The following is an 8,578-nucleotide window of genomic DNA, read 5'->3' on the forward strand; positions in this document are numbered from 1 at the left end:
ACCGCTTGGAGTCGACGTTGCACACGGTGGGTGTGCGTTGCACATGGCCGGCCAGGTGCAACGTGTGTCGATGGTGTGCAACGTCGACCAGGTGGCCGCGGTTGGGTCGGTGAACGAACGGCACTTTCGTCCATACCTAGTGGACGAAAGTGCCGTTCGTTCACTTCCCGGCTTGGCGTACGCCCGGGGCGTGCGGGCGGAGGGATGCTCGGGGGCCGGGCAGGGGACGTGACCAGTGTGCTTGTGAGTTGGGTGTGCCGATCCACCACGATGGCTGCAGCGATTCACCTGACAGCCACTTTCATGCAACGTGGTTGCATGAAAGTGGCTTTCCTGACCCCTTCTGGTCGACCGGCGGGACTCGTCGGCCCGCCCTCGCGTGCGCCGATCAGAAGTCGACGTACGAGCCGATCGTCACGATGCGGTGCTCCGGGAGGCAGAAGACGTCGACCGGGTTGGTCGAGGTGTTGGCCATCGCGAGGAACAGCTGCTTGCGCCACCCGCTCATGCCCGGCGCGTTGCCGCGCACGATGGTGATGCGCGAGACGAAGTAGGTGGCCTCGGCGATCTCGATCGGGACCTCCAGCCCCTTCTCGACGGCGAGCCGCAGGGCGCCGGGGACGTTGTGCTCGTCCTGGAAGCCGAACCGCGCGAGCACGTGCATGATCCCGTCGTCGCGGTAGCCGAGGTCGTCGACGACCACGCGGTCGTCGGGGTGGACGTGCGGGATCCGCAACGTCTGCACCGAGACCACGACGACGGCCTCGTGCACGACGTGGTTGTGCTCGACGTTCTCCTTCAGCGCGAGCGGCATCCCGCCGACGCTGGACGTGAGGCAGACCGCGGTGCCGGGTGCGCGGAACACCGGCGGCTCGATCGTGCGGACGTCCTCGACGAAGTCGCTGAGCTTGCCCTCCGTCTGCGCGCGCCGCGCCGTCACCAGCGCGCTGCCCCGCTGCCACGTCGTGAGCAGCGTGAACACCACCAGCGCCAGCGCGAGCGGGAACCAGCCGCCGTGGGTGATCTTGGGCAGGTTCGCGACGAAGAACGAGAGGTCGACCAGCAGGAACGCGGCTGCGCCGAGCACGACGATCCACATCGGCTTGCCCCAGATCGTCCGCACGACGACGAAGAACAGCACGGTGTCGATGGCGAGCGTGCCGGTGACGGCGATCCCGTAGGCCGACGCGAGACCCTCGGACGAGCCGAACCCGACGACCAGCGCGACGACCGCGACGTACAGCAGCCAGTTGATCGCGGGGACGTAGACCTGCCCCTCCGCGGAGGACGTGTGCCGGATCCGCAGGCGGGGGAGGAAGCCGAGCTGCACGGCCTGCCGTGTGACGGAGAAGGCGCCGGAGATCACCGCCTGCGACGCGACGACCGTCGCGACGGTCGCCAGCAGCACCATCGGCAGCCGCGACCACTCCGGCATGAGCAGGAAGAACGGGTTCTCGATCGCCTCGGGCGAGTTCAGCACGAGCGCTGCCTGGCCGAGGTAGTTGAGGGTCAGGGCGGGGAAGACGAAGAAGAACCACGCCTTGCGGATCGACAGCCAGCCGAAATGGCCCATGTCGGCGTACAGCGCCTCGGCGCCGGTGACGGCCAGCACGACCGCGCCGAGCGTCAAGAACGAGACGGCGCCGTGGTCGATGAAGAACTGGATGCCGTAGGTGGGGGAGAGCGCGCGCAGGATCCCCGGCTCGCGGACCACCTCGGCCAGGCCGGCCAGCGCGAGTATCGCGAACCAGATCGCCATGACCGGCCCGAACAGCCGTCCGACCGCGTGGGTGCCGAAACGCTGGATCACGAACAGGAGCGTCAGCACGGCGAGGGCGATCGGGAGTACGAACGAGGTGAGGGCCGGCGAGGCGACCTTGAGCCCTTCGACGGCCGACAGCACCGAGATCGCGGGGGTGATCATCCCGTCGCCGTAGAAGAGGGCGGCCCCGAAGATCCCCAGCGCGACGAGCGCGACCTTCGCCATGCGCCCGCGCAGCTTCGCCCCCTGCACGAGCGCGATCAGGGCCATGATGCCGCCTTCGCCCTCGTTGTCGGCGCGCATGATCACGCTGACGTACTTGATCGAGACGATGATCGTGACCGACCAGACGATCAGCGAGATGACGCCGTACATGCTCGCTTCGTTGATCGGGAGGCCGTCGGAGCGGACCACGGTCTGCAGCGCGTAGAGCGGGCTGGTGCCGATGTCGCCGAAGACGACACCGAGCGCGCCGAGCAGCAGGGCGCCCGGGCCGGCAGCAGGATGCAAAAGGTCCGGTTGGGACTTCTCTGCCGGATTTGTGACGTCCACACTCGACCCCGTGAGGTCCTCACCTGCCATATCCGCCGAGACTACTGGTGCTGGCGGACGTGACGGCGCCGCGGCTGCGGAAGAACCCGAGCATCCCCGCGATGATCGGAACGGCCCCGGCGCAAGCGAGCTGCACCTCGATCGGGGCGCCGGCGGCCAGCCCGGCGAGTGCGGCGCCGCCGGCCGCGGCGCTCATCTTGATGCCCGCTACGAGGGTGAAGACCTGGCTGCGCGCCGCCGCCGGCGCCTCGCGGTGGCGGATCACGAAGACCGCCGCCGCCGACGCCCCGGTGAACGCTCCCGAGACGCCGAACAGCACGCCGATCACCGCGGGATCGCTGAACGTCCCGGCGACGGCGAGCGGCAGACCTGCCCCGGCGAGACCGGCCATCGCGGCGAGCGGGACGTGCCGGTCCGCCGCCGGGCGCACCGTCCAGAGCAACGAACCGACGAGCGCGCCCGCCGCGGAGGCCGTGAGCAGGTAGCCGGTGAGCGCCGGGAAGCCATAACGGACGGCGAGCGCCGCCGCGATCAGCGGGAGCGCGCCGATCCCGAGCTGCGCCAGGGCGACCGACCACGTCGTTGCGGCGAGCAGCCGGTCGCGGGTGATCGCCCGGATGCTGATGCGCAGCGTGCCGTCCGGCGCCGGCTCCGGCTGCCGTTTCGGCACCGGCAGCAGGGCGATCATCACGGCTCCCGCCGCCGCGGCGCCCGCCAGCACGAGCACGGCGGTGCTCGGCGACGCCACCTGCGCGACGACGCCGGCCAGGGCCGGGCCGGCCATGCCCGCGATCGTGTAGGAGAGCGCGTCGGCACCGGACGCGCGCGGCAGCCGTTCGGCCGGAACGAGCGCCGAGAGCAAGGAGGAGAGCGCGCCGGTGACGGCGGGTCCGCAGCAGCCGACGACCAGCGCGATCAACAGCACGACCGGGAACGGGAGGCGGCCCGTGGCAGCGTCGACGGCGACCAGCCCGGCGCCGAAGAGCAGGGTCAAGGCAGCGACGACGAGGTGCGGCCTGGCGGACCGGTCGGCGCGGGCGCCCGTCAGCGGCGCGGCCACGACGTGCGGGACGAGCAGCGCGGCGACGAGCGCGCCGCCGAGCGCGGGGCTACCCGTGCGCTGCAGAGCCAGCAGGATCAAGGCGACCCGCGCGCCCTCGTCGGCGATCCGGGCCAGCACGGCCGCAGCGACGTACCGAGTGATCACACACGTGGCTAACCGGAACGCGCCCCGCCGAACCGTCGACAACGACGTAATGGCTGTTTGTTAGCGCTCACAACAGCCGTAACGTCGTTGTCGACGCTCACGTCTCGACGAGGTGCCTTGCGTAGTTCGCCATCGAGCGTTGGTAGCGCGGCAGGTGCCGGGCGAGCGCGCCGACCGCGAGCGAGACGGCCTCACGCTCGCGTCCGATGTCGGTGAGGGCGAGCGCGAGCACGCACTTCACGGCGTCGTCGAGCTCGTCGGACGGCTGCTCGAGCTCGGCGGTCAGCAGCTCCACCGACTCCGTCGCGCGGCCCAGGTTGCGCAGCGAGCTGGCCATCTGGATGGCGGCACGACGGCGGCGGATGCCGGTCAGGCCAGCCTCGATGGCCTCGCGGTAGAGCGGAACGGCCCGGTCGGAATGGCCCGTCGAGTCGAACGCGCAGGCCCGCTCGAACGCCCCGATCGCGCTGCCGGCCGGCAGCTCGGCGACCAGTCCGTCGACGAGCTCGCGGAACTCGGCGGCACGGGGTTCGCCGTACTCGTCGAGAGCGGCCCATGCTGCGGCGAGCCGGCGTTCCCAATCGTCATGTGTCGGCACCGACAAACCCTCCCATGGGCTTCTCCAGCCGCTTATGCTCGCGTCACGAGTTAATTGGGAGGTGCGGTGGAGCCGACACGGCAGGTGGTCCGGCAGGTCGGGCTCGGGCAGGCGGCCGTCGGGTTCACGATCAACAGCCTCGGGGTCTGCCTGGTGCTGCTGGCCCGCGACCTCGACGCCGTGCCGGCCGAGCTGGTCTGGCTGTCGTCGTCGTTCGGGCTTGGGCTGCTCGTCGTCGGGGCCGCGGGGCGGTTGATCCTGCGGGTCGGGCCGCACCGCGCGCTTTCCGGCGCGTCGGTCGTCGCCGCGGTCGGGGTGGCGCTGCTCGGCGCGGCGGTGAGCGCCGGCGCCGCCGCGGCCGGCGCGTTGCTCCTGGGCCTGGGCGCGGCCGGGTTGGTGCTGGTGACACCCGCGCTGCTGCGTGGGCCGGGGGCGGCGGCACAGCTCGCCCGGGTCAACGCCGTCGCGAGCACAACGGGCGTGCTCGGCCCGCTGGCGCTAGGCGCGCTCGACAGCGTCGGCGTGACCGGCCGGCTCGCGCTGCTGGTCGCCGTGCCGCCGCTGCTCGTGCTGGCGGTCGGGGCGTGGCGCGGCCATACCGCGACCGTGCCGGAACCGGTCGAAGCGGTGGCGTCGCGGCGTGCGGTCGGCGTTGCGTGGGTCGCGCTCGTGCTGGCGGTGTCGATCGAGTTCTGCTTCACGATCTGGGCGGGCGCGCGGCTGCAGGCGACGGGCCTGCCGGCAGCGGCCGCCGTCGCCGCGGTGAGCGCGTTCCTCGTCGGGATGGCGGCCGGCCGGTTCGCGGCGCCGTGGCTGATCCGGCGTGGGTTGGCGACGGTGCCGCTGAGCGTCACCGTGACCGTCGTGGGGACGCTGCTCGTCGCGCTGCCTTCCGCGCCCGCGCTCGTCATCGTGGGCCTCGGGATCGCCGGCCTCGGCGTGGCCGCGCTGTATCCCGTCTGCCTGGCCCGGCTGGTGCACGTGCCCGGTCTGACGGCCGCGCGTTCGGCCGCGTACGGCGCGCTGGCGTCGGGCACGGCGATCTTGGCGGCACCCGCCGTGCTGGTCGCCGTCGGCGAGGCGGTGGACCTGCGCGTCGCCTACCTCGTCACGGTGTTGCCGCTGGCGGCGCTGCTGCTCGTGGTGGGCTGGCTACCCTTGCGTCGTGCCGCGGGGGAGCTATCGCGTCAAGGGCAGTGATGCCGAGCGCACGCAGGCGCGTGCGCAACTGCGCGCCGAGCTGCTCGGCGCTGCGCGTGAGCTGGCGGAGGCGGGCGGCTACGACGGTGTGACGGTGCGGCAGGTCGCGGAGCGGGTCGGGTACACAACGCCCGTCGTCTACGAGTACTTCGGCGGGAAGCGCGCCCTGCTGCTCGCTGTCGTCGACTCCGGTTTCGCCGACCTCGCCGACCGGCTCGCGGCGGCGGGGGAGGGCGATCTGCCGGCGATGGCGGACGCATGGTGGGAGTTCGCCACCGCCAACCCGCAGCTGTACCAGCTCATGCACAGCCTGCCCGACGTCCCGTTCGGGACGGCGGAGACGCCCGAGCCGGCACGTCGATGCTTCCAGCTGCTCAGGACGGTCGCGCGGGCGGCGGACGACGAGACGACCGACCTGCTCTGGGCGTACCTGCACGGCCTAACGACGCTCGCCTTGAAGGGGCGGCTCAAGGGCGGGCCCGGGCGGGCGAGGGGACTGCTGGACCTGCTCGTCGCCGACGTCAGCGCGCGTTGAGGTCGTCGAGCACGCCGGGCCGTTTCGGTAGCCAGCCCAGCTCGCGGTAGGCCTTCTCGCCGGACGCGACCTGGTCGAGCAGGAACGGCTCCTGCATGACGCCCCAGGTGCGCTCGGCGTCGTCGGCCTTCCAGCTCTCGACGCGTGCGCCGGCGCGGTCGGCGACGGCCTGCGCGATCTCGGCGACGCGGACCGACTGCCGCTCGCTCGCGCCGAGGTAGACCGAACCCGCCGGCGCCGACTCGACAGCGCGGACGTAGAGGTCGGCGAGGTCGTCGACGTGCACCGTCGACCAGCGGTTGGCGCCGGTGCCGAAGATCCGCACGACGGGTCCGGGGTGCACGCCGAGCACCCACGGCACGTACCCGCGGCCGTGCCCGTGGACGAGCGCCGGCCGGATCCGGACGGTCCGGACACCGCCCGCGGCCCCGCCCGCGACGAGCTCCTCGATCGCCGGCCGCCACGCCACCACTGCCGGCGGAGCCAGTGGCGACTCCTCGCGGATCGGGCCGTCGCCGGAGGACCCGTGCAACCACAACCCGCTGGTGTAGACGAGCGCCTTGCCGGTGCCGGCGAAGGCGTCGAGCAGGTCGCTGACGACGGAGCGATCGAGGGCGCCGGCCCGCTCGTCGTTGCTCGACGCTGCGTGCACGGCAGCATCGACCCCCTCCGCGACCTGCCGGAGCGCACCCGGTTCGTACAGGTCGGCGACCCGCTCCTCGACCTGCGAGCCCGTTGAACCACCTGGCGCCCGGCGCACGGCAACGACGTCGTGGCCGTGCTCGACCAGCGACCTGAGGATCGCCTCGCCGATCGTCCCTGAGGCACCGGTCAGCAGTACACGCATCGATACTCCAAAATCTATCGCTGTCAGACTTCGTGAAGGCTATGCGGCGTCGGAGGCAGTTGTCTAGCGCCGTCAGAAATCATCTACCGGTGGGTACCTACGAAAGTCTCTTCCGCCGGGCGACCATGGACGGTGTTGCCGGCGGCTGCAGTTGCACAGACTGTGCGGGTCGCAGCCCTCGGGCTCGCCCGGGTGTTGCGGCCAGCAAGTGCATTACCGGCGTCCTTGGGGGGAGCCATGACCGGCCGACAGGGTCGCTCAGCCCGTGCGGTAGGCTGATCGAGCCTCCTCGGGGGCGGCCGGGACGTGGCGCAGCTTGGTAGCGCACTTGACTGGGGGTCAAGGGGTCGCAGGTTCAAATCCTGTCGTCCCGACGGCATGATGGGCGGTTCCCACTCGACGGGGGAGCCGCCCATCAGCATATCTACCTGCGGAAACGTCGCCGCTAGCGATCTTCGCCCTGCTCGGTGTCGATCTTCAGTTGATCTTGAAATCAGCTCGAAGATCGACATCTGGAGCAAAACTGGAGCACGCCTAACAGTACGAGCGTATGGGGTCAGGATCTGCTCCAGGATTTCTGGGCCGTTCGGGTGAGGTTGGGAAGGTTCGCGTCAGTATGGCGCGGTTCGCGGCAGCCGGGATTCGGGAGTTGTTGATCTTATTGACCCTGTCGGGGTGGTAGTAAAGCGGTCATGAAACATGATCCACTGGTCGGTCTGCCGTCTCGGGCGCTGGTGACCGCGGCGAGATGATCACGTGCCCTGCAGCCTCCGCGCGCGTTCGACAGTCGCCACGGGTGGAGCGAGTCGTTGATCCCGTCGCTGGACAGCAGCACGACGGTGCGGACCTTATCGGGCGTGGACGGACATTGCTGCGCAGCTCACCCCGCCGCACGAGGATCCTGTTCTGCCGCGACGTCATCAGCGTCGGCGGCGAGCGCCTCGGCGAGGTAATCGCCCCATTTGGCGCCGGGGCCGAGCCGGACGGCGTCGCGACGTGTTGCAGCCGATGTCCATGCTGACAGCGAGATGCCGGCGTGCTCGGCCTACGGGCGCGGCGTGAGTGCTGACGCGCAGGTCCGAGCCGCGGACGGACGGACACGCGACGTGCTGAGACTCTTAGCCTCGGTGATTCATGAGGCTTGTGGTTGATCTTCTGTTGGTGCTGGTCGGGCCGTTGTAGGTTGCGGGCATGGTGAGTGTCCGGCCTGCGGTTCTGCCGGGTGCGCCGTCTGATCGCGGGGTCGAGAGGCCGGTGTCAGCCGGCCGGGATGGGTAGGGCGCGCAGGCGCGTGAACGCGATCGGCGAGCGCAGTGACCGCGTCGGGGTTGATGAGGCAGAGGAAGGCCGCTTGCGCAAGTGGTGCTCGGCGTCATCGAGCGTGGACGGTGCCGCGCGCGTGAGCCGACGTAGTTTTCGCGATCGTGACATCCGGGCCCGCCTGTACCGGTCTTGCACGTCGACTTCGAGCGTCCGCTGCTCAGGTTGATCGGCAGGCCGCATCGCGCGCCGCCCATGCCGGTGCGCAGTCATGGAGAGCGTTGCCGTGGTCTTCAGATCGTCTCCGCGCGATGGACGAGGCGCGCGGATCCGGCGGTCGACAGCGCGGGCCGACACGACGCGAGCCCCGATCACCGCTGTTCGTCGTGCGGCCAGGGCTGTGACAGGGCGTCCGCCGCAGGTCAGCGCTCTGTGACCTGCTTACCGTTGCGGCGTGAAGGACTCTGCGCTCGTCGACCTGGAGCCGCCGTTGCGGCCCATGACGGCGCGTGCAGAGCCGGCCCTGCCTGATGCTGACCGGGGCGTGTCACGCGAACGGTGTAAGCCGCGGGTGGACCAAGATCGACCGCTGTGATCGACATGGCGGTCGGGAAGGA

The 8,578-nt window shown here is 70.8% G+C and carries 6 protein-coding genes and 1 tRNA gene; 3 read left to right on the forward strand and 4 right to left on the reverse strand.

Features of this window, described 5'->3' with window-relative positions:
• Positions 1-388 precede the first annotated feature (388 nt).
• The 3 genes from LL648_RS36375 to LL648_RS36385 form a co-directional block, all read right to left on the reverse strand.
• Positions 389-2,272, reverse strand: coding sequence for a potassium transporter Kup (locus LL648_RS36375; RefSeq protein WP_232667382.1), 1,884 nt, complete (start codon positions 2,270-2,272; stop codon positions 389-391).
• A 61-nt stretch (positions 2,273-2,333) separates the two neighbouring features.
• A complete protein-coding gene (locus LL648_RS36380; RefSeq protein ID WP_232667383.1) occupies positions 2,334-3,521 on the reverse strand; it encodes an MFS transporter in 1,188 nt (395 codons plus the stop codon).
• 97 nt (positions 3,522-3,618) lie between these two features.
• Positions 3,619-4,119, reverse strand: coding sequence for a tetratricopeptide repeat protein (locus LL648_RS36385; protein WP_232667384.1), 501 nt, complete (start codon positions 4,117-4,119; stop codon positions 3,619-3,621).
• Between the two features lie 66 nt (positions 4,120-4,185).
• Between LL648_RS36385 and LL648_RS36390 the strand changes: the two genes are divergently transcribed.
• Positions 4,186-5,319, forward strand: coding sequence for an MFS transporter (locus tag LL648_RS36390; protein WP_232667385.1), 1,134 nt, complete (start codon positions 4,186-4,188; stop codon positions 5,317-5,319).
• Positions 5,285-5,854, forward strand: a complete 570-nt coding sequence (locus LL648_RS36395; RefSeq protein WP_232667386.1) for a TetR/AcrR family transcriptional regulator — start codon at positions 5,285-5,287, stop codon at positions 5,852-5,854. The genes LL648_RS36390 and LL648_RS36395 overlap by 35 nt, the downstream gene beginning before the upstream one ends.
• Here LL648_RS36395 and LL648_RS36400 read toward each other — a convergent pair.
• On the reverse strand, positions 5,841-6,701 hold the full coding sequence (locus LL648_RS36400) for an NAD-dependent epimerase/dehydratase family protein (protein WP_232667387.1): 861 nt from the start codon (positions 6,699-6,701) through the stop codon (positions 5,841-5,843). The genes LL648_RS36395 and LL648_RS36400 overlap by 14 nt on opposite strands.
• Positions 6,702-7,001: 300 nt before the next feature.
• On the opposite strand from LL648_RS36400, the gene LL648_RS36405 reads away from it, so the two are divergent.
• Positions 7,002-7,075: transfer RNA gene (locus LL648_RS36405), tRNA-Pro, on the forward strand.
• Positions 7,076-8,578 lie beyond the last annotated feature (1,503 nt).

The sequence above is a fragment of the Pseudonocardia sp. TRM90224 genome (assembly GCF_021245725.1).
GTDB lineage: Bacteria > Actinomycetota > Actinomycetes > Mycobacteriales > Pseudonocardiaceae > Pseudonocardia.

What these genes read in the sequence shown, in the direction of transcription:
- LL648_RS36400 (WP_232667387.1), bottom strand. Translation starts at nt 6,701, where the DNA reads ATGCGTGTACTGCTGACCGGTGCCTCAGGGACGATCGGCGAGGCGATC.